The sequence below is a fragment of the Pseudomonas sp. P4_B4 genome, assembly GCF_056402255.1.
Genome location: NZ_JBFUHS010000004.1, coordinates 152,141 through 172,666, shown reverse-complemented (window position 1 = coordinate 172,666; position 20,526 = coordinate 152,141). Strand labels below are relative to the sequence as shown.

General features: G+C 60.5%; 13 protein-coding genes and 2 tRNA genes. 4 read left to right on the top strand and 11 right to left on the bottom strand.

The window, feature by feature from the left end; genetic code table 11:
• Positions 1-168: 168 nt before the first annotated feature.
• The 11 genes from AC1DVE_RS07040 to rnr form a co-directional block, all read right to left on the bottom strand.
• Positions 169-1,059 (bottom strand): transglutaminase family protein, encoded by an 891-nt coding sequence (locus AC1DVE_RS07040; RefSeq protein ID WP_223461571.1) that lies wholly within the window; start codon positions 1,057-1,059, stop codon positions 169-171.
• Positions 1,059-3,545, bottom strand: a complete 2,487-nt coding sequence (locus tag AC1DVE_RS07035; protein WP_223461569.1) for a circularly permuted type 2 ATP-grasp protein — start codon at positions 3,543-3,545, stop codon at positions 1,059-1,061. Before AC1DVE_RS07035 ends, AC1DVE_RS07040 begins: the two co-directional genes overlap by 1 nt.
• An 88-nt stretch (positions 3,546-3,633) precedes the next feature.
• A complete protein-coding gene (locus AC1DVE_RS07030; protein ID WP_223461568.1) occupies positions 3,634-6,909 on the bottom strand; it encodes a transglutaminase family protein in 3,276 nt (1,091 codons plus the stop codon).
• Positions 6,910-7,192: 283 nt separating this feature from the next.
• Positions 7,193-9,496: a YgiQ family radical SAM protein gene (locus AC1DVE_RS07025; protein ID WP_150727873.1), complete on the bottom strand. Its 2,304-nt coding sequence runs from the start codon at positions 9,494-9,496 to the stop codon at positions 7,193-7,195.
• 301 nt (positions 9,497-9,797) lie between these two features.
• Positions 9,798-11,195: a replicative DNA helicase gene (gene dnaB / locus AC1DVE_RS07020; RefSeq protein WP_223447618.1), complete on the bottom strand. Its 1,398-nt coding sequence runs from the start codon at positions 11,193-11,195 to the stop codon at positions 9,798-9,800.
• A 122-nt stretch (positions 11,196-11,317) separates the two neighbouring features.
• Positions 11,318-11,764 carry a 50S ribosomal protein L9 gene (gene rplI, locus AC1DVE_RS07015; RefSeq protein WP_034149636.1) on the bottom strand — a complete coding sequence of 149 codons (447 nt, stop codon included), beginning with the start codon at positions 11,762-11,764 and terminating at the stop codon, positions 11,318-11,320.
• Positions 11,765-11,783: 19 nt separating this feature from the next.
• On the bottom strand, positions 11,784-12,677 hold the full coding sequence (locus AC1DVE_RS07010; RefSeq protein WP_223461566.1) for a YybS family protein: 894 nt from the start codon (positions 12,675-12,677) through the stop codon (positions 11,784-11,786).
• Between the two features lie 36 nt (positions 12,678-12,713).
• On the bottom strand, positions 12,714-12,944 hold the full coding sequence (gene rpsR, locus AC1DVE_RS07005) for a 30S ribosomal protein S18 (protein ID WP_002551829.1): 231 nt from the start codon (positions 12,942-12,944) through the stop codon (positions 12,714-12,716).
• A gap of 28 nt (positions 12,945-12,972) precedes the next feature.
• Positions 12,973-13,395 carry a 30S ribosomal protein S6 gene (gene rpsF / locus AC1DVE_RS07000; protein ID WP_008048087.1) on the bottom strand — a complete coding sequence of 141 codons (423 nt, stop codon included), beginning with the start codon at positions 13,393-13,395 and terminating at the stop codon, positions 12,973-12,975.
• Between the two features lie 306 nt (positions 13,396-13,701).
• Positions 13,702-14,469: a 23S rRNA (guanosine(2251)-2'-O)-methyltransferase RlmB gene (gene rlmB / locus AC1DVE_RS06995; RefSeq protein WP_095946402.1), complete on the bottom strand. Its 768-nt coding sequence runs from the start codon at positions 14,467-14,469 to the stop codon at positions 13,702-13,704.
• Positions 14,466-17,093: a ribonuclease R gene (gene rnr, locus AC1DVE_RS06990; RefSeq protein WP_223532230.1), complete on the bottom strand. Its 2,628-nt coding sequence runs from the start codon at positions 17,091-17,093 to the stop codon at positions 14,466-14,468. The genes rlmB and rnr overlap by 4 nt, the downstream gene beginning before the upstream one ends.
• A 225-nt stretch (positions 17,094-17,318) precedes the next feature.
• Here rnr and AC1DVE_RS06985 point away from each other — a divergent pair.
• The 4 genes from AC1DVE_RS06985 (at position 17,319) to AC1DVE_RS06970 (ending at position 20,516) form a co-directional block, all read left to right on the top strand.
• Positions 17,319-17,405 (top strand) — tRNA-Leu (locus AC1DVE_RS06985).
• Between the two features lie 167 nt (positions 17,406-17,572).
• Positions 17,573-17,659, top strand: a tRNA-Leu gene (locus tag AC1DVE_RS06980).
• Between the two features lie 305 nt (positions 17,660-17,964).
• Positions 17,965-18,975, top strand: coding sequence for an extracellular solute-binding protein (locus tag AC1DVE_RS06975; protein WP_223461562.1), 1,011 nt, complete (start codon positions 17,965-17,967; stop codon positions 18,973-18,975).
• The gene (locus tag AC1DVE_RS06970) at positions 18,975-20,516 is read left to right on the top strand and encodes an ABC transporter permease (RefSeq protein WP_223461560.1); all 1,542 of its coding nucleotides are present in this window, start codon (positions 18,975-18,977) and stop codon (positions 20,514-20,516) included. The genes AC1DVE_RS06975 and AC1DVE_RS06970 overlap by 1 nt, the downstream gene beginning before the upstream one ends.
• The last annotated feature ends 10 nt before the right edge of the window (positions 20,517-20,526 follow it).

Below are 20,526 nucleotides of genomic sequence, written 5' to 3'. Positions count from 1 at the left end.
AGCTTTGCTGCCGATCCTCACAGGCCAATCTGAAATACCCCTATCCAGAAACCACTGCACATCCCCTGTGGGAGCGGGCTTGCTCGCGAAAGCGTAGTGTCAGACAACAACCGTCTTGAATATGAAATTGCTTTCGCGAGCAAGCCCGCTCCCACATTTTGACCTGCGTTAATCCAGTGGCATCACGGTCACACGCACTTCCGGATCATGGTTGCCCCCACCCAGAATCACCCCCCGCAACGGCGACACATCGGAAAAATCCCGGCCCCAGGCCAGGGTGATGTGCTCCAGTGCCGGTTGCACATTATTGGTCGGATCGAAGTCCACCCACCCCAGCACCGGACAAAACACCGAGACCCAGGCGTGGGACGCATCAGCGCCGATCAATCGCGGCTGGCCCGGCGGTGGCTGAGTCAGCAAGTAGCCGCTGATGTACCGCGCCGCCAACCCTCTGGAACGCACACAGGCGAGCATCAGGTGGGCAAAGTCCTGGCAGACCCCGCGCCGACGCTCCAGCACCTCCACCAGCGGCGTCGCCACCTGGGTCGCTTCGGCATCGAAAGTGAACTCGCTGAAGATTTTCTCCATCAGCGCCTGCACGCCGAGCAACAACGGTCGACCAGGTGGAAAACAGCTTTGCGAGAACTCGACGAAGTTTTTCTTCAAATGCACATACGGCGATTCAAACCGGTATCGGCAGGCTTCGAGCAATTCGGGCGACAGCGGTTGGCTGCTGTACGTCAGCGCGCTACGGGTATCTTCCCACGCCGGTGACCGATTGAAGTCCAGCACCGGCCGGGGCAGCACTTCGATCGTGAGGCTGGCGTTGACCAGCAATTCATCGTGGGGACGCTCGAACGCCAGCCGGGTCAGCGGATTGCCGAATACATCCAGTTCATCGCGACGCGAGGTCGGCTCGGGGCTGATCTGCAATTGCCGGTCGGTGCAGCGCTGCCAGGCACAAGGCCGCGGCCACAAATGTGCCAGTTGCTGAGCCAGGGACACCGGGCTGTCGTAGTGGTAATGGGTGTCGTGGAAAATCTGGTAATGAGCGCTCATCAGACAGACACCGTGCGCTGGCTGACATCGTCGACATGAGCGAAATGCCGCAGCGCCAGGCGATCGGAAACTTGACCGCTGGCGTCGGCGATTTCCTGCAGCAGCGCGGCCAGCCCCTCGATGGCGGCGCGAACACTCGCGTCGCCGAACAGCGGGTTTTCCAGGCAGCCCAGATCGAATTGCGCCAGACGCTCGACCAATTGCGGCAACGCTGCCTCACGCGGCACGCCAAAGTCATCGTTGAGGCGTTTGAGGGTGCGGGTCACCAGTTTCAACTGGAACAACACGGCGTGAGGGTTCTGCTCGTCGAGCAATAGCAGGTCGAGCACCGGGATCAGCTGCGGCACCGCCAGGTATCGAGAACGGTAGGTGATGCTGCTGTTACCCAGTTCCAGCAGCCATTCCAGCCCGGCCTGATCGAAAGCCACGGCGCCCCGCAGGAACGCCGCCAGGCTGCCGCTGAGAAATTGCAGGCGCTCGATCCGCCGGCCAATCATCAGGAAACGCCAGCCTTCGTCCCGGGTCATGTCGTCCAGGGCAAAGCCGGACAGCGCCGCCAGGGACATCACCAGACGGTTGAGGAAATCCAGCAACTCGCCGAAATCCGGCTCTTCGGTTTCCAGCTCCATGGCTTCGCGCTGCAACTCCACCAGCGCCTGCCAGTTTTCCCGCGAGAGTTTGCCGCGCACCTGTGAAGCGGCCCACTGCAAGCGTTGCAGGTTGGAACGCAGGCTGAACGGCCAGTCATCGCCGAGCAACGCCGCCAACAGGCGCTCTGGCAACTCGCCCTCATCAGGCAGCAATATCAGCCGTTCGCCGAGATCGACCGCGGCCTGCAAGGCTTGCGGGTCGTCGCCGTCGACATAGCGCGCCAGCATGATGCGCAGCAAACGGGCACTGTCATCGCAACGCTCGCAATAACGGCCAAACCAGAACAGGTTTTCCACTACCCGCGATGGCAGGTAGGGATCGCGCCGCACCAGATCATGCACGCCGATGTTGCGCTGGGCCTTCCATTGTTCGCCGCTGGGCGCACGATCGCCCAGCACCCAGGTGTCCTTGCTGGCGCCGCCACGCTGCATCGACACCACTTCGGCATCGGCTTCGGCGGCGACCCGGGTCAAGCCGCCGGGCAAGACCCGATAACCCTCACGGCTGGCCACCGCATACACGCGCATGCCGATGGCACGGGGTTGCAGTTGACCATCTTCGGCTTGCCAGATCGGCGCCTGGGACAATTGCGCGAGTTCTTGCGCGACATAGGCGTATGGCCGCGCTTGCATGCGCTCGGCGAGCTCCTGGCGCTGTTTTTCACTCAAGTCTCGGCCAAACACCGGGGCAAAACTCTGGGACGGAAACGCCGGTTTGATCAGCAACTCCGGAAGTTTCTCCAGGGCCTGGGCCAAAACCGGCGCTTCGCCGCACCACCAGGTGGCGATGGACGGCAGGATCAGCTCTTCGCCAAACAGGAATTGATTGATCTTCGGCAGGAAACCCAACAACCCCGGCGATTCCAGCACACCGCTGCCTAGGGCGTTGGCCACCAGCACCCGCCCCTGCCGCACGGCTTCCAGCAGGCCCGGTACGCCGAGGGCCGAATCGGTGCGCAACTCCAGCGGGTCGCAGAAATCATCGTCGAGCCGACGCATGATCGCGTGGACCCGACGCAGGCCACTCAGGGTTTTCAAGTAAACCGTGGCGTCGCGTACCGTCAGGTCGCCGCCCTCCACCAGCGGATAACCGAGCTGGCGAGCCAGATACAGATGTTCAAAATAGCTTTCGTTGAAACGCCCCGGTGTCAGCAGCACCACCAACGGCGCGTCCCCGTCGCTCGGGGCCTGACGGGCCAAGGTTTCCTGCAAGGTGCGGAAGAACCCGGCCAGGTGCTGCACTTTCAGATCGCGGTACAACTCGGGAAAGGCCCGGGACACAATCGTGCGGTTTTCCAGCGCATACCCGGCTCCCGAAGGCGCCTGGGTACGATCTGCCGTCACCCACCAGCGGCCATCGGGTGTGCGCGCCAGATCCACGGCATACAGATGCAGAAAGGCTCCGTCAGGCGGGCTGATGCCCTGACAGGGCCAAAGGAAGTTGTTGTGACCGAACACCAGCTCGGCGGGCAAAAGACCTTCGGCAATCAGCCGTTGCGGACCGTAAAGGTCAGCCAGCACGGCATTGAGCAATCGCGCCCGCTGAGCGATGCCGGCCGATAACTGTTGCCACTCATCGGCCGCGATGACATGGGGCAGCAGGTCCAGCTCCCACGGCCGGTCCGCGCCCTTGGGATCGGCATAGACGTTATAGGTAACGCCGTTTTCCTGAATCTGCCGGGTCAGCAGGGCCTGACGCTGCACCAACTGCGCCGGCGTGCTGCGTTGCAACTGCTCGAACAGCCGGCGCCAGTGCGCTCGCACGGCGCCACTGTCGTCGAGCAGTTCGTGATAGGTGCCCGCCGTCAGCGGGTAGCGGTCTAGCAGGTCAGGCATGGAAAACTCGGCAGACAGCAATGATCGGTCAGACTAACGCAGGCTCGTGACGCCCGGATATACGAAAAATCCGAGCGTCGCGTACGGTTTAGAAACGTCGTAAATCGAGTGTCATCGGCAACTCGTCGCTGATTTCCAGATTGGGTACAGGAATTTTTCCCGGCGTGTGTCCGATGCGGAAGAAGCGCGCCATTCGCCGGCTCTCCGCTTCATTGGCGTTCACCGGCAAGCTGTCGTAGTTGCGCCCGCCCGGATGGGCGACGTGGTACTGGCAGCCGCCCAGCGAGCGCTGCATCCAGGTATCGAGCAAGTCGAACACCAGCGGCGCGTGGACCGGGATGGTCGGTTGCAGACAGTTGGCCGGTTGCCAGGCACGAAATCTCACCCCCGCGACGAATTCGCCTACACGCCCGGTGGGCTGCAATGGCACCGGAATGCCGTTGCAGGTCAGCAGATAACGCTGGGGCGGCAAGCCGCTGAGCTTGACCTGCAAACGCTCCAGCGACGAATCCACGTAACGCACCGTACCGCCCATGGCGCCCTCTTCGCCCAGCACGTGCCAGGGTTCGAGCGCCTGGCGCAGTTCCAGTGCAATGCCGCTGACGGCGTAGTCGCCAACCTTGGGGAAACGGAACTCCAGATGCGCGGCGAACCATTCGGCCCGCACCGGATAACCGGCGGCGTTGAGGTCGACGATGACATCGGCGAAGTCTTGCTCGATAAAGTGCGGCAACAGGAAGCGATCGTGCAGCTCCGTGCCCCAGCGCGCCAGTTTCGGCGGTGCATAAGGCTCGCGCCAGAACCGCGCAACCAGCGCCCGCAGCAACAATTGTTGCGCCAGGCTCATGCGCGCATGGGGCGGCATCTCGAACGCACGCAGCTCCAGCAATCCGAGGCGCCCGGTGGCACCGTCCGGCGAATAGAGTTTGTCGATGCAGAACTCGGCGCGGTGGGTGTTGCCGGTCACATCGATCAGCAGATTGCGCAACAGCCGGTCCACCAACCATGGCGGACATTCTTCACCCGCTTCTGGCATCTGCGCGAAAGCGATCTCCAGTTCGTACAAGGCATCGTTGCGTGCTTCATCGACGCGGGGCGCCTGGGACGTCGGGCCGATGAACAATCCGGAAAACAGGTAGGACAGCGAGGGATGGTTGTGCCAGTAGCTGATCAGGCTGCGCAGCAGATCCGGGCGACGCAGAAACGGCGAGTCCCCCGGTGTCGCGCCACCCAGCACGAAATGGTTACCGCCGCCCGTGCCGGTATGCCGGCCGTCGATCATGAATTTCTCGGTGGTCAGCCGGGTCTGACGCGCTTCTTCGTAGAGGAATTCGGTGCGCTCGACCAACTCATCCCAGGTCGCGGACGGCTGCACGTTGACCTCGATCACCCCCGGATCCGGGGTGATGCGCAAGTTGCTCAGGCGTGGATCGCTCGGCGGCTCATAGCCCTCCAGCAACACCGGGCACATCAGCTCCTCCGCGGTGGCTTCGATGGCAGCGACCAGTTCGAGGTAATCCTCGACCCGCTCCAGCGGCGGCATGAACAGATACAACCGGCCTTCCCGCGCCTCGGCGCAGAAGGCGGTACGGGTCAGCCAGTCGGCGGATTCGTCGATCTTCGGTGCGCGCTCTTGTACCTCGGCAGCTTCGCTTTGGCTTTGCAGTTGCGCGGTGTCGGGCAGCGGCGGGAAGTCTTGATTCGGGTCTTGCGGATGGATGAACGGATATTCCGCCGCTTTCACCCAAGGCTGCGAGCCCAGCGGCAAGCGATAACCCAACGGCGAGTCCCCCGGCACCAGACGGCAGTGCTCGTCGCGCAGATACCAGCGGCCGCTCTGCCACTGGTCGCCCTTGGCGGTGCGCGCCAGCGGCAGGACCTGGCCGATGACCTTGTCCAAACCTTGACTGAAGACCTTGCGCAGACGCTCACGCTCCAAAGGCTCTTCCAGACGCGAGTCTTCGGCGCTGACGTTTTGCGGCAACATCCCTTCGCGCCAGAGGTAGTAAAAATTGTCTTCGTAGGCCGCAAACACAAAGCGTGTCGGAATCTTCAGGCGTTCGGCGACACTCGCCAGAAAACGCCCGGCCAGCGCGCCATCGGCTCCGTAGTCTTCCTGCTCGTCGGCGATCAGCGCGCTGTTGTGCCAGATCGGCACGCCGTCACGGCGCCAGTAGCAATTGAGCGACCAGCGCGGCAGTTGCTCGCCCGGGTACCACTTGCCCTGCCCGAAATGCACCAGCCCCTGAGGCGCGTAGTGCTTGCGCATGCGCTGGAACAGTTCGGCGGACAACCGCCGTTTATCCGGCCCCAGTGCCGCGGTATTCCACTCGGCACCGTCCGGGTCATCGATGGACACAAAGGTCGGCTCGCCGCCCATGGTCAGGCGCACATCGCCCTCCAGCAAGTCGGCATCGATCTGACGGCCCAGGGTTTGGATCGCCAGCCACTGGTCGTCGGTGTAGGGCTTGGTGACCCGTGGTGCTTCCCAAATCCGCTCCACGGACATTTCGTGGCTGAATTCGCACTCGCAGGGTTCCACCAAGCCACTGATCGGTGCCGCAGAGGACGGATCGGGACTACAGGCCAACGGAATGTGTCCTTCACCGGCAAACAGCCCGGAAGTCGCATCCAGGCCGATCCAGCCAGCACCGGGCAAGTACACCTCGCACCAGGCGTGCAGGTCGGTGAAATCCACTTCGGTGCCGGACGGGCCGTCGAGACTTTTGACGTCGGCGGTCAGCTGGATCAGGTAGCCCGACACGAAACGCGCCGCCAGCCCCAGGTTGCGCAGCAGTTGCACCAGCAACCAAGCGGAGTCACGGCACGAACCGGAGGCCTGGTCGAGGGTGTGCTCAGGTGTTTGTACGCCGGGCTCCATGCGGATCAGGTAGTCGATGTCTTCGCTCAGGCGCTGGTTGAGCGCGACGAGAAAGTCCACGGCGGGCAACGGCGTGCGGTCTATGCCGTCCAGGTAGGCCTTGAACTTCGGCGTCAGGGGCAAGGTTTCCAGGTACGGCGCCAGCTCCTTGCGCTCATCCGCGGCATAGGCGAAGGGGATTTTTTCCGCGTAGGGTTCGAGGAAGAAGTCGAACGGATTGAAGATCGCCATTTCTGCCAGCAAATCGACCTCGATTCGCAATTCCTCGGTCTTCTCCGGGAACACCAGCCGCGCCAGGTAATTGCCCTGAGGGTCCTGTTGCCAGTTGATGAAGTGCTGTTCGGGGGAGACTTTCAGCGCATAGGACAGAATCCGCGTGCGGCTGTGAGCGGCGGGACGCAGGCGTACGATCTGCGGGCCGAGCTCGACAGCGCGGTCATAGCGGTAATGGGTGATGTGGTGCAATGCGACATGAATCGACACGGCGTGCCTCCTGCGAGCCTTAAGCGTATTGGAAAGCGCGCAAGACTTATGCCATCCAGCAGCGCTGGCGCTTTCTTCGGTTGCCTGAGGCAGTACAGCACCAAAATCGGGCGATGCAGGAAAATGGTTTGTATCGATTGCACGTAAATGTGGCGATCAACCAAAAATTGGTTGGCAATTCCGGCCTCTTCGCGAGCAGGCCAGTAGCTCCAGTACATTTTTTCAAGCCTTGAATGCAAAACGCCAACCCGAAGGTTGGCGTTCTGTTCAGCTCAAGCGAGGCTTAGCGCGGCACGACCGGCTTGCGGGTCGGTTTGGGGCCCTTGCCCTTGGCCGCATCCTTGCGCTCCTTGGCCGCCTGCTGGTTGCGGGCGAACGCCGCAGCCTTGGCCTGTTCGCGCTTGTCCCACGGGTTGCCGCCATCGCTGGCACGTGGTGGCAGGCCGGTATGCTGGGTCAGGATCTTGGTGGTCTTTTCCCCTGCAACCTTGTGGCTGCCGGCCGGCGTCGAGTTCTTGCGACGGGCGCTCTGATAGCTGTCAGTCGACGGCTGGTGCAAAGGAATCAACTGGTTCTTGCCCGGCCCGATCAGGTCGGCGCGGCCCATGCGGGTCAGTGCTTCGCGCAGCATCGGCCAGCCTTTCGGGTCGTGATAACGCAAGAACGCCTTGTGCAGACGGCGCTGCTCTTCGCTCTTGACGATGGTCACCGCGTCACTCTTGTAGGTGACCTTGCGCAGCGGGTTCTTGCCCGAGTGGTACATCGCGGTGGCGGTGGCCATCGGCGACGGGTAGAACGCCTGCACCTGGTCGGCACGGAAGCCGTTGCCCTTGAGCCACAGGGCCAGGTTCATCATGTCTTCATCGGTGGTGCCCGGGTGAGCGGCGATGAAGTACGGAATCAGGTACTGCTCCTTGCCCGCTTCCTTGGAGTACTTCTCGAACATGCGCTTGAACTTGTCATAGCTGCCGATGCCCGGTTTCATCATCTGGTTGAGCGGACCTTCCTCGGTGTGTTCCGGGGCGATCTTCAGGTAGCCACCGACGTGGTGGGTCACCAGTTCCTTGACGTACTCCGGCGATTCGACCGCGAGGTCATAGCGCAGGCCGGAAGCGATCAGGATCTTCTTCACGCCCGGCAACTCACGGGCGCTGCGGTACAGCTGAATCAGCGCCGAGTGGTCGGTATTCAGGTTCGGGCAGATGCCAGGGAACACGCACGATGGCTTGCGGCAGGCGGATTCGATTTCCGGGCTCTTGCACGCAATGCGGTACATGTTCGCGGTCGGGCCGCCGAGGTCGGAGATCACGCCAGTAAAGCCCGGGACCTTGTCACGAATCTCTTCGATTTCGCGAATGATCGACTCGTGGGAACGGTTCTGGATGATCCGGCCTTCGTGCTCGGTGATCGAGCAGAAGGTGCAGCCGCCGAAGCAGCCACGCATGATGTTCACCGAGAAACGGATCATGTCGTAGGCCGGGATCTTCTCCTTGCCGTACGCCGGGTGCGGAATGCGCGCATAAGGCATGCCGAACACGTAGTCCATTTCTTCGGTGGTCATCGGAATCGGCGGCGGGTTGAACCAGACGTCGACTTCACCGTGCTTCTGCACCAGCGCGCGGGCATTGCCCGGGTTGGTTTCCAGGTGCAACACACGGTTGGCGTGGGCATAAAGCACCGCATCGCCACGGACTTTTTCAACCGACGGCAGACGGATTACGGTCTTGTCGCGAGTCATACGCGGGCTGGCCAGGATCTGTACGACCTTGGCTTCCTGCGGATCCTCGACCGGACCCTTCTCCTGCTCGATGGCGCAGGCCTGTGTGTCCTGGGTGTTCACATACGGGTTGATGATCTTGTCGATCTTGCCCGGACGGTCGATGCGCGTGGAGTCGACTTCGTACCAGTCTTTCGGCGTATCACGTCGGATGAATGCGGTGCCGCGCACGTCGGTGATGTCTTCGATCTTGTGACCGAACGACAGACGCTGGGCGACTTCGACGATCGCACGCTCGGCGTTGCCGTAGAGCAGAATGTCGGCGCAGGCGTCGATCAGGATCGAGTTGCGGACCCGGTCCTGCCAGTAATCGTAATGCGCGATACGGCGCAGGGATGCTTCGATACCGCCGAGCACGATCGGCACGTGCTTGTAGGCTTCCTTGCAGCGCTGGCTGTAGACCAGGCTGGCGCGGTCCGGACGCTTGCCGGCCAGGCCACCCGGCGTGTAGGCATCGTCGGAACGGATTTTCTTGTCCGCGGTGTAGCGGTTGATCATCGAGTCCATGTTGCCGGCCGCGACACCGAAGAACAGGTTCGGCTCGCCGAGCTTCATGAAGTCGTCTTTGGACTGCCAGTTCGGCTGGGCAATGATCCCGACGCGGAAGCCCTGGGACTCCAGCAGCCGGCCGATGATCGCCATGCCGAACGACGGGTGATCGACGTAGGCATCACCGGTAACGATGATGATGTCGCAGGAATCCCAGCCGAGCTGATCCATCTCCTCCCTGCTCATGGGCAGGAACGGCGCTGGCCCGAAACATTCGGCCCAGTACTTGGGATAGTCAAATAACGGCTTGGCTGCTTGCATGTCGATAACCGGTGTTGGCTTTCATTGAATTTCGCGGGCGCGGAATATAGCACAAATTTTGACCAATTCCGACGGCTATGGTCGGAAATTGGTGGGAGCTGTTTTAGTGCAGCTCCCTTGAGCAACACACAACCCCTGTGGCGAGGGGGCTTGCCCCCGCTGGGTTGCGAAGCGACCCCAAAACCTGCGGTCGCCATTCTCCAGATGAAACGAGTTGGCTGATTTACGACCGCTTCGCAGCCGAACGGGGCGGTGCGGCGTCCCGACAAGCCCCCTCGCCACAAGGGCCCTGCGTCAACAGTTACTCGTCGTCGTCGAAGTTGTAACTGCCCGGCGCCAGGTTCTCGAAGCGGGTGTACTTGCCGATGAAGGCCAGGCGGATAAAGCCGATCGGGCCGTTCCGCTGCTTGCCGATGATGATTTCAGCAATGCCCTTGTGCTCGGTTTCCGGGTGATACACCTCGTCGCGATACACGAACATGATCACGTCGGCATCCTGCTCGATCGCTCCGGATTCCCGCAAGTCGGAGTTCACCGGACGCTTGTTCGGCCGCTGCTCCAGGGAACGGTTGAGCTGGGACAACGCCACCACCGGGCATTGGAATTCTTTCGCCAGGGCTTTCAGGGACCGGGAGATTTCGGAAATCTCGTTGGTCCGGTTATCGCCACTGGAACCCGGGATCTGCATCAGTTGCAGGTAGTCGATCATGATCAAGCCGACTTCGCCATGTTCACGTACCAGACGGCGGGTCCGGGCGCGCATTTCCGATGGGCTGATGCCGGCGGTATCGTCGATGAACAGCTTGCGGTCATTGAGCAGGTTGACCGCCGAGGTCAGGCGCGGCCAGTCGTCGTCTTCAAGCTGACCGGAACGGACCTTGGTCTGGTCGATACGACCCAGGGAAGACAGCATACGCATGATCAGCGATTCGCCTGGCATCTCGAGGGAGTAAACCAGGACGGCCTTCTCGCTGCGCAACACGGCGTTTTCCACCAGGTTCATCGCAAAGGTGGTTTTACCCATGGATGGACGGCCAGCGACGATGATCAGGTCGGACGGTTGCAGGCCGCTGGTTTTCTCGTCGAGGTCGGTGTAACCCGTGGACAGCCCGGTAATGGCGTTGTCGGTGTTGAACAAGGTGTCGATACGGTCGATGGCCTTGGTCAGCAGGTCATTGACGCCCACCGGGCCACCGGTTTTCGGTCGGGCTTCGGCGATCTGGAAGATCTGCCGTTCAGCCTCGTCGAGAATCTCGGCGGCAGTGCGACCCTCAGGGTTGAATGCGCTGTCGGCGATTTCGGTACTGATACCGATCAGTTGGCGCAACGTCGCCCGCTCGCGAACGATCTGCGCATAGGCCTTGATGTTGGCGACGGACGGGGTGTTTTTCGCCAATTCGCCGAGGTAGCCGAGGCCGCCGACTTGCGAAGTCTGACCTTCCTTGTCCAGTTGCTCGGACAGGGTCACGACGTCGATCGGCATGTTCTGATCGGCCAGCTTGGCGATCGCACGGAAGATCAGACGGTGGTCATGTCGATAGAAATCGCCGTCGGAGACTTGATCGAGCACACGCTCCCAGGCGTTGTTGTCCAGCATCAGACCACCGAGCACGGCCTGTTCGGCCTCGATGGAATGCGGCGGCACCTTCAGCGCGGCGGTTTGCAGATCGTATTGCTCAGGAGCGGAGATATCGTTCATGGCCTCTTGATTCTTGGTGATAAAAAGCAGGGGGTTCAGAAAGACAAAGGGCACGACCTGTAAACAGGATCGTGCCCGATGTTACCGGCAAGCACCCGAGGGTGCCAGCCGACAAGTGCTGCTTAAGCTGCTACCACGACAACGCGTACGGTGGCTTCAACTTCGGCGTGCAGGTGCACGGCTACGTCGAATTCGCCTACGTTGCGGATGGTGCCGTTCGGCAGACGAACTTCGCTCTTCTGCACTTCAACGCCGGAGGCGGTCAGTGCGTCAGCGATGTCGTGAGTACCGATCGAACCGAACAGCTTGCCTTCGTCGCCAGCGGTGGCAGTGATGGTCACTTCCAGCTCGGCCAGTTGGGCAGCGCGGCTTTCAGCCGACGATTTACGATCTGCTGCAGCTTTTTCCAGCTCAGCACGACGCTCTTCGAACGCAGCCAGGTTGGCTGGGGTCGCAGCGGTAGCTTTGCCGTAAGGCAGCAGGTAGTTACGACCGTAACCAGCCTTAACGTTCACTTTGTCACCCAGGTTGCCCAGGTTGGTGACTTTTTCCAGAAGGATCAGTTGCATGTGAAAATCCTCTTAACTTTTAACCTTCACCGTTCGCGTTATCGGCATCTTTCGGTGCCGAACGACCGCGAAAATCAATCAGGCTGTCGACGATGGCCAGGACCACCAGCAACGGATAGATCAGTTGCATGAACAGCAACAGCGTCACGTACAACCCCACCAGCCAGAACCTGGCCAGTCGCTTCTGCGCCACCAGCCCGTGAATCAGGGCCAGCCCGGCGAACACCAGCGGTACGCTGCACAACGGCGTCAACATGGCCATCTGTGAACCGAGATTCGGCCCCAGAAGCATGCACGCCAGCAGCAACATCGCCGGCAACAGCGAGAAGCGGATGGCGCGAAACTCGCGACCAAAACCGCCCGGGTTGTACAACAACGCCTGCCAGTAGCGCCCGACAAGCAGGCTCAGCAAGCTGACGATTTGCAACAACGCCGCAATCAGGCCGGTCAGGACCGGTGCAATCAGGGACGCGAAACGCGCTTGTTCGTCTACCGACAATTTCTGGTAGACATCGCCGAGTAGCGACGGCATGACTTTGATCAAAGCCTGCGCCAGCATCTCGATCTGGGGAGCAAAAGCTGTCCCCAACACCACTGAAAACACCACTCCCATCGCTATGCTGACCAGCAGCACGCGGTTCCAGGACTCGCTTGCGCGCAAAACCAACGCAAGGCTCGCAGACCCCAGCAGCACCAGAAGTGCCCGTGGGTCGTCGGAGTACAGCCACCAGGCCAATGCCGGCAGCAGTCCCAGAGCAAGAACGCCCAGGGCGTCCCTCAATCCGCGCCGCAGGAGCACAAGGCATCCGGCGGCAGCACCCAACCAATACAACAACGGCATCGCCGCGCATCCAGCCACTACCAGAGTGGCCTGCATACGGCCGCGCATGATGAACTCAGCTATGGCCCGCATGCATTCAATCCTTTGCTACGTGTCGACTGCCCGGTCTCAGCGGCCGTGGCTGTCGGTGTAGGCCAGCAGGGCCAGGAAGCGGGCGCGCTTGATAGCGGTGGCCAGCTGACGCTGATAACGAGCTTTGGTACCGGTGATGCGGCTTGGAACGATTTTGCCGGTCTCGGATACGTAGGCTTTCAGAGTGTTGAGATCTTTGTAATCGATCTCTTTCACGTCTTCAGCGGTGAAGCGGCAGAATTTACGACGACGGAAGAAACGTGCCATGTAATTGGCTCCTTAAAAGGTCCGTGGATTACTCGTCAGCGTTATCGCTGTTGTCGCTGTCATCACTATCAGCGCTTTCAGCGCCTTCGTGCTCAGGACGGTCGCGACGCTCACGGCGCTCACTGCGGTTTTCTTCAGCCTTGAGCATCTCGGACTGGCCGGTAACGGCTTCGTCGCGACGGATGACCAGGTTACGGATCACTGCATCGTTGTAGCGGAAGTTGTCTTCCAGCTCGGCCAGGGCCTTGCCAGTGCACTCAACGTTCAGCATCACGTAGTGAGCCTTGTGAACATTGTTGATTGCGTAGGCCAGTTGACGACGGCCCCAATCTTCCAGACGGTGGATTTTGCCGCCGTCTTCTTCGATCAGCTTGGTGTAACGCTCAACCATGCCGCCGACTTGCTCGCTTTGATCCGGGTGGACCAAAAAGATGATTTCGTAATGACGCATGAATGCTCCTTACGGGTTGTAGCCTGCCGCTCAAAAGCGGTCAGACAAGGAGTGAATGACACTTATGGACTTGCGGACGCTAGACACGTTGGTGCCTGCCATCACAGCAAGGGGCGCAATTGTAGAGAAGGGGCGAGGGAGGCGCAAGGTAATTGGTGATTATTTGAACAGCCACCAATTCATGCCTCGCCAAAAAACACTGTAGGAGCGGGCTTGCCCGCGAAAGCGGCATTACATCCAACATAGTTGCTGAATGTTACTCCGCCTTCGCTGGCAAGCCAGCTCCTACATTGGGGCGCGTGTGGATCAGGACTTCTTGGCAGCAGCCTTGGCCTTGACGCTACGCTGACGCTGCGCTTCGAACAGGCAGACACCCGTCGCCACGGAAACGTTGAGACTGCTGACGCTACCGCCCATCGGCAGGTTCACCAGATAGTCGCAATGCTCGCGGGTCAGGCGACGCATGCCCTTGCCTTCGGCACCCATGATCAGGATGGTCGGACCGGTCAGATCCTGGTCATACAGGCTGACCTCAGCTTCACCGGCCGTACCGACAACCCACAAGCCGCGCTGCTGGAGCTTTTCCAGGGTGCGCGCCAGGTTGGTCACGGCAACCAGCGGAATCACTTCCGCCGCGCCGCAGGCGATTTTTCGTACAACCGGAGTCAGGGTCGCCGACTTGTCCTTCGGCACGATCACCGCCAGCGCACCCGCCGCATCGGCGGAACGCAGGCAAGCGCCGAGGTTGTGCGGATCGGTCACGCCGTCGAGCACCAGCAACAACGGCGCGCCGTCGGTGCGATCGAGCAGCTCGTCGAGCATCGCCTCACCCCAGACCTGGCTCGGACTCACGTCCGCGACCACACCCTGGTGCACGCCTTCAACCCAGGCGTCCATTTCGCGGCGCTCGGCCTGGCCGACCTGGACCCGGTTTTCGTTGGCCAACTCAATCAGCGTCTGGACCCGAGGGTCATTGCGACCTTCGGCCAACCAGATCTGCTTGACGCGTTTCGGGTGGTGACGCAACAACGCTTCTACAGCATGTACGCCGTAGATCTTTTCCAACTGACTCATGGCTTGGCCTTAGGTTTACGCGCCCCGCCACTCTTGGCTGGAGCCGAGCCCGCTTTTGGCGGACCTTTACGATGTTTGCTCGGTTTGGCTGGCTTGCCGCCGACGGCCTTGTCAGGCGTCGACCGACTGGTCTTTCCCCCAGACGCCGCTTTACCGCCGCTTTTCGCACCGGCCAGCAACGCCTGTTTCATTTCACGGCTTTTGCGCACTTCGGCGTTTTTCGCCGCGGCATCGCTCGGGCGGTAGGCTTCCACAGCCTTTTCCTTGGCAGGGCGACGACCGGTTTTCGCCGGGGCCGGTTCTGCTTCGACTTTCGCTGCGGGTGCTGTGCTTTCAGTGCCACGCTTCTTGCGGCCGATCGGCGCGCTGATGGTTTTTTCGGCCATCTCGAAGTCGATCTTGCGCTCGTCGAGGTCAACGCGCATGACCCGCACTTCCACGGTATCACCCAGGCGGAAGCTGCGACCGGTACGCTCACCGGCCAAGCGGTGGTGCACAGGATCGAAGTGGTAGTAATCGCCCGGCAGCGCGGTGACGTGCACCAGGCCTTCGACGTAGATATCGGTCAGCTCGACGAACAGACCAAAACCGGTCACGGCGGTGATCACACCCGGGAACGATTCGCCCACGCGATCTTTCATGAACTCGCATTTGAGCCAGTTCACTACGTCGCGGGTCGCTTCGTCGGCTCGGCGCTCGCTCATCGAGCACTGCTCGCCGAGTTGCTCCAGGGCCGCTTCGTCGTACGGATAGATGCGCGCTTTCGGAATGGTCATCGCACCAGCACGGCGAACGTGCGGGGTGTTCTGCTTCGAATGGATCACGCTGCGAATCGCCCGGTGCGTGAGCAAGTCGGGGTAGCGACGGATCGGCGAAGTGAAGTGCGTGTACGCCTCGTAATTCAGGCCGAAGTGGCCCTGGTTATCGGCGCTGTACACCGCCTGGCTCAACGAACGCAGCATGACGGTCTGGATCAGGTGGAAATCCGGGCGATCCTTGATACCGGCCAGCAGTGCCTGGTAATCCTTCGGTGATGGACCATCCTTGCCTTTGTGCAGGGACAGGCCGAGCTCGCCGAGGAAAGCGCGCAGTTTTTCCAGACGCTCCGGTGGCGGACCATCGTGAACGCGATACAGCGCCGGGATTTCGTGCTTCTTCAGGAACTCGGCGGTAGCCACGTTGGCCGCCAGCATGCATTCCTCGATCAGCTTGTGCGCGTCGTTACGTATAGTCGGACGGATTTCGGCAATCTTGCGCTCGGAACCGAAGATGATCCGGGTTTCCTGAGTTTCGAAATCGATCGCACCACGCACATGGCGAGACGCCAGCAATACCTTGTACAGCGAGTACAGCTGCTTGAGGTGCGGCACGACGTCGGTGTACTCGCCACGCAATTTGCGCGCTTCGGTAGCCTTCGGCGTTTCCAGCATGGCGCTGACCTTGTTGTAGGTCAGGCGCGCATGGGAGTGGATCACCGCTTCGTAGAAGCAGTAGTCGGTCATTTCGCCGGTTTTGGAGATGGTCATCTCGCAAACCATGGCCAGACGATCGACTTGCGGGTTCAGCGAGCACAAACCGTTGGACAGTTGCTCAGGCAGCATCGGAATCACGCGCTCGGGGAAGTACACCGAGTTGCCGCGAACCTGCGCTTCGGCATCCAGTGCCGAACCGAGCTTTACGTAGCTGGATACGTCGGCAATCGCCACGTACAACTTCCAGCCGCCCGAGAACAGGCGCAGCTTGCCCGGACGGGCTTCGCAGTAGACCGCGTCGTCGAAGTCGCGGGCATCTTCGCCGTCAATGGTGACGAACGGCAGATGACGCAAGTCGATGCGCTTCTCTTTGTCCTTCTCTTCGACTTCTGGCTTGAGCTTGCTGGCTTCTTTGAGCACCGCGTCAGGCCAGACGTGAGGAATGTCATAGGTACGCAGGGCAACGTCGATCTCCATGCCCGGCGCCATGTAGTTGCCCACGACTTCGACCACGTCGCCTTGCGGCTGGAAGCGTGGCGTCGGCCAGTGAGTAATCTTCACTTCGACGAACTGACCGATCTGCGCGTTGGCATTACGACCCGGCGTAACCAGCACTTCCTGCTGGATCTTCGGGTTGTCGGCAACCACGAAACCGATGCCACCCTCTTCGAAGTAGCGGCCGACGATGCTCTCGTGAGCCCGGGAAACCACTTCGACGATCATGCCTTCGCGACGACCACGACGATCCAGGCCGGATACACGGGCCAACGCACGGTCACCATCGAACACCAGACGCATCTGCGCCGGGCTCATGAACAGGTCGTCACTGCCGTCGTCCGGCACCAGGAAGCCGAAGCCATCACGGTGACCGCTGATGCGACCCAGGATCAGGTCGAGCTTGTCCACCGGAGCATAAGTGCCGCGACGGGTATAGATGAGTTGAGCATCGCGCTCCATGGCGCGCAGGCGGCGGCGCAGGGCTTCGATCTGGTCTTCTGTGGTCAGACCAAACTCTTCGACCAGTTGCTCGCGGTTAGCAGGCGAACCTCGATCAGCAAGGTGCTGAAGGATCAGTTCACGGCTAGGAATAGGGTTTTCATATTTTTCCGCTTCACGAGCGGCCTCGGGATCGAGGGACTGCCAATCGGCCATTAGAGAGTTTTCACCTTGTCTATATGCGGGTTAGTTTGGCATAGGCGTAATGAAACGGGAAATTTCAGGCTAAGACGACCCATCTAAAGCCCTGTATCGACACCGCAAAGCTGTTTTGAAGACCGCTGACGAAATTTTCCAGGTTTTTTTGACCCTGGGGGTTTACAGTTAAAAAGACGCTCCGTATAGTGCGCGCCATCGACGACGGACAACGTTGCCGATACTGCCCAGATGGTGAAATTGGTAGACACGCCAGCTTCAGGTGCTGGTGACCGCAAGGTCGTGGAAGTTCGAGTCTTCTTCTGGGCACCAATTTCGAGCTTGAGATTAGTTCAATTTCAAGGCTCACACAAAAACCCGCGAAAGCGGGTTTTTGCATTTTGGACCACTGGTTTATTATTTTTAGAATCAGGGGTTTACAGATCAAAATGCTCTCCGTATAGTTCGCCACATCAACAGCGGCAACGCTGAAGATGAATGCCCAGATGGTGAAATTGGTAGACACGCCAGCTTCAGGTGCTGGTGACCGCAAGGTCGTGGAAGTTCGAGTCTTCTTCTGGGCACCAATTCAAATTCAAGGCTACGGCCTTGGATTTCACAAAAACCCGCGAAAGCGGGTTTTTTGCGTTTCTGGCCTCCCAAAAAACATCCCGAGACCTGTAGGAGCGAGCTTGCTCGCGATGGTCTTGAACAATGACGCGTTCCAGCTGGAAAACACGCCGCCTGCAAATTCATCGTGAGCAAGCTCGCTCCTATAAAGGACGCGAGCCTATTAGCAAACATATGCCAGCTACCGCAAGGCGCATTTGAGAAACAATATCGTTTATCATTGTTGCAAGTTTTTGCAATGCGACAGTGAGGAACCCTGCGAATGATGTTTCGAAATACCCTGCGCCGCGGCTTGACCATTACCCTGCTCGGCCTGGCACTCGCCACTCCCCTCACCCAAGCCGCCGATCCGGTTGCCCTGACCCTCTACAACGGCCAGCACAAAGAAGTCGGCGACGCGGTCGCCAAGGCCTTCGAAGCCAAGACCGGGATCCACGTCAATGTGCGCAAAGGCAGCAGCAACCAGCTCGCCAGCCAGATCGTCGAAGAAGGCGATCGCTCCCCCGCCGACGCGATCTACACCGAAGAGTCGCCGCCACTGAACAAACTTGGCGAACAAGGTCTGCTGGCCAAGGCGGATGACGCTACGCTGGCCGTTCTCCCCAAGGAATACGTCGCCGGCAACGGCACCTGGATAGGCGTGACTGCCCGGGTTCGCGTTGTCGCCTTCAACCCCAAGCTGATCGATGAAAAAGACTTGCCGGCATCGGTGATGGAATTCTCCAACCCAAAGTGGCAAGGCAAAGTCGGCTTCGTGCCTACCAGTGGCGCCTTCCAGGAACAAGCCGTCGCGATCATCAAGGTGCACGGCATGGACGCCGCCGAAGAATGGCTGACCGGGCTGCGCGCATTCGGCAAGACCTACAGCAACAACATGGTTGCCTTGAAAGCGGTGGAAAATGGCGAAGTTGCCACCGTGCTGGTCAACAACTACTACTGGTTCGCCCTGCAGCGTGAAAAAGGCCAGCTCGACTCGAAACTGCATTACTTCACTGGCGGCGACGTCGGTGGACTCATCACGGTTTCCAGTGCTGCCGTGCTCAAATCCAGCAAACACCCCAAGGAAGCACAACAATTGCTCGCCTACATGGCTAGCGAGGAAGGCCAGCGCGTGATCACCCAGACCACCGCCGAATACCCGCTGCACAAAGGCATGGAATCTGATCGCGGGCTCAAGCCATTCAGCGAACTGGAAGCACCAAAAGTCACGCCTGCCGACCTCGGCAACGCCGAACAAGCGCTGGACCTGGAACGCGACGTTGGCCTGAATTGATGGGTGCCTCACTGTACGCGCCACGGCGCAGGCGGCCGTCTATCTGGCTGATACTGCCCGTGTTGCTGCTGGTGGCGCTCAGTCTCCTGCCGCTGCTGTATGTCGGCCTGAAAGCCTGGCAGGCGGGCTGGGCAGAAGCACTGCATTTGCTATGGCGACCTTATGTGTTCGGCTTGCTGCGCAACACGCTCGCATTGATGATTGGCGTCACCGTTGTTTGCGGGGTAATCGGCTTGTCGCTGGCCTGGTTGCTGGAGCGCAGCAATCTGCCGGGCCGACGATTGTGGGGCGTGATCCTCTGCTTGCCGTTCGCCGTTCCGGCATTTGTCAGCAGCTTCACCTGGGTTTCCCTCAGCGCTCATTTCGAGGGACTTGGCGGGGCTATCCTCGTGATGAGCCTGTCCAAATACCCGCTGATTTTCCTGCCCGTGGCGGCAACGCTGCGCAACCTTGACCCGTCCCTCGAAGAGTCCGCGCGCACGCTGGGGCAGAATCGTTGGGGGGTATTTTTCAAGGTCACCCTGCCCCTGCTCTGGCCTTCGCTGCTGGCGGGTTCGTTGCTGATTGCCCTGCACATGCTGGTGGAGTTCGGCGCCTTGTCGATCATCGGCCTGCAAACCTTCACCACGGCGATCTATCAGCAGTTCGAGTTGGAGTTCAGCAATGCCAACGCGGCGATGCTCTCCGCCGTACTGCTGATGTTGTGCCTGGCACTGCTGTGGCTGGAGCTGCGCGTGCGCGGCAAGGGTCGGCACGTGCGCACCGGCCAGGGCGCGGCACGACGCGCGGAACAGGTTCAACTGGGTCCCTGGGCTGTGGCGGGACAGCTTTATTGCCTGCTGCTGGCAATCATTGGCAGCGGGATTCCGCTGGGGATGCTGGCCTACTGGTTGGCGGTAGGATCATCGGCCGCCTTTCCCGTGACGGCAATCGGCGAAGCATTGCTGTCATCCCTAGCACTGTCGCTGGGTGGCGCTGCACTGTGCCTGGTGCTGGCAGTGCCGGTCGGCCTGCTGGTCGTGCGCTACAAAGGCCAACTGGCGATCTGGGCCGAGCGCCTGCCGTATCTGCTGCACGCCCTGCCGGGGCTGGTCATTGCCCTGACCCTGGTGTATTTCGCCCTGCATTACGTGCCGATGCTTTACCAGACTTCGGCATTGCTGCTGATTGCCTATGCCCTGCTGTTTCTGCCGCTGGCCCAGGCGCCGATCCGCACCGCCCTGAACAAGGCGGCACCGCAACTTGAGGAGGCGGCTCGCACATTGGGAGCCTCGTCATTCCGTGCGTTCTGTCGAGTGACACTGCCAATCATTTTTCCGGCGCTGGGCGCGGCTTTTGCCCTGGTGTTCCTGGATGCGATGAAGGAGCTGACAGCGACCTTGCTGTTGAGTCCCACCGGGCTGAACACCCTGGCGACGGAAGTCTGGGCGCATACGGCGAATGTGGAGTTTGCGGCGGCGGCGCCTTATGCAGCGCTATTGATATTGGTGTCGGGGTTGCCGGTCTATTTGCTGACGACCCGGATGTATCTGAGCCGCTAAAACCGCTTTC